Origin of the sequence: Mesorhizobium sp. M8A.F.Ca.ET.207.01.1.1, from assembly GCF_004794715.1 — a bacterium.
Classification (GTDB): domain Bacteria; phylum Pseudomonadota; class Alphaproteobacteria; order Rhizobiales; family Rhizobiaceae; genus Mesorhizobium.
Genome location: NZ_SRUS01000146.1, coordinates 1 through 402, shown reverse-complemented (window position 1 = coordinate 402; position 402 = coordinate 1). Strand labels below are relative to the sequence as shown.

The following is a 402-nucleotide window of genomic DNA, read 5'->3' as shown; positions in this document are numbered from 1 at the left end:
GAGCGGCACACCGAGCACGACCGCGATGCCCACCGAGACCACGCCCGCGAGCAGCGACGCACGTGCACCGAACAGCAGCCGGCTCAGCACGTCGCGACCGAGCTCGTCGGTGCCGAACCAGTGAGTGGCGGAGGGCGCCTGACGCACGGTCATGAAGCTCGCCTGAACCGGATCGTAAGGAGTGAGCCACGGTGCGAACAGCGCCGCCGCCACGACGAGCGCCACCAGCAACGCGCCGAAGACCGCCGCGCGGTTGCGCATGAAGCGAGCCAGAGCACGGTGGGTGCGCCGCGGCGGCACGCCGGCATTGGCAGCGGAGCGGACCTGCAATGGAGTAGCCATCAGCTGCGCCTCAGTCTGGGGTTCAGGAGCATATAGAGCACGTCCGCGCACAGATTGACC

At 68.9% G+C, this 402-nt stretch carries 1 pseudogene; it reads right to left on the bottom strand.

The features are described from left to right. Positions 1 to 342 (bottom strand): annotated as a pseudogene (locus EN850_RS33910) (ABC transporter permease); the annotation flags it as partial. Positions 343 to 402: the final 60 nt, after the last annotated feature.